Source organism: Mycobacterium sp. 1245499.0, assembly GCF_001673615.1.
Taxonomy (GTDB): domain Bacteria; phylum Actinomycetota; class Actinomycetes; order Mycobacteriales; family Mycobacteriaceae; genus Mycobacterium; species Mycobacterium europaeum_A.
Map to the genome: position 1 here is coordinate 1 of NZ_LZMG01000077.1, position 535 is coordinate 535.

Consider the following 535-nt stretch of genomic DNA (forward strand, 5'->3'; position numbering starts at 1 on the left):
GTCGGCGAATCCCGTGCTCGGCGGCGCCTGCTTGATGATCCGCATGGCCGCGGCGGTCTCGGGATGGCGTTGCAGGAACGCGGCCATCTGCCGCGGATCGGGCTTGCCCGTGCCGGGCAGCGGCTTGGACGCCAGCAACCGGTCGTAAAACCCCTGCGGGGTGCTGTCCGGGAAGACCGGGAGGTTGATCATCGCGGTGCGCCACTGCCGCCCGGCGGGCCCGTCGAACAGCAGCCCCAGCCCGCGCACGGTGTCGAGCTTGTCGGCCTGGTCGGGCAACCCACCGGACAGAGAGAACCGGCCGATCAGGGGAACGCTTCCGGGCGCGAAGACCGCGGCCCGGCAGATCCCCGCTGCCGCCCCGGTGCTGACGAACGTGCCGGTGGCGCTGAGCCCTTTGGCGTGGTTTCGCCGGAACCCGGCGTGGCGGCCATAGACGTGCTCGAAGCGATCGGTGAATCGGGGCGGCGTCAGCGTGCCGGGCCGTAGCCAGGCACCGGCATAGGCGAAGCCACCGACGTCGACCGCGGCGGCG

Annotated in this window: 1 protein-coding gene; it reads right to left on the reverse strand. The window is 72.1% G+C overall.

What is annotated here, in order from left to right; translation table 11 throughout:
• A partial coding sequence (locus A5646_RS04020) for a catalase (RefSeq protein WP_156765509.1) occupies positions 1-535 on the reverse strand: 535 nt, incomplete at both ends.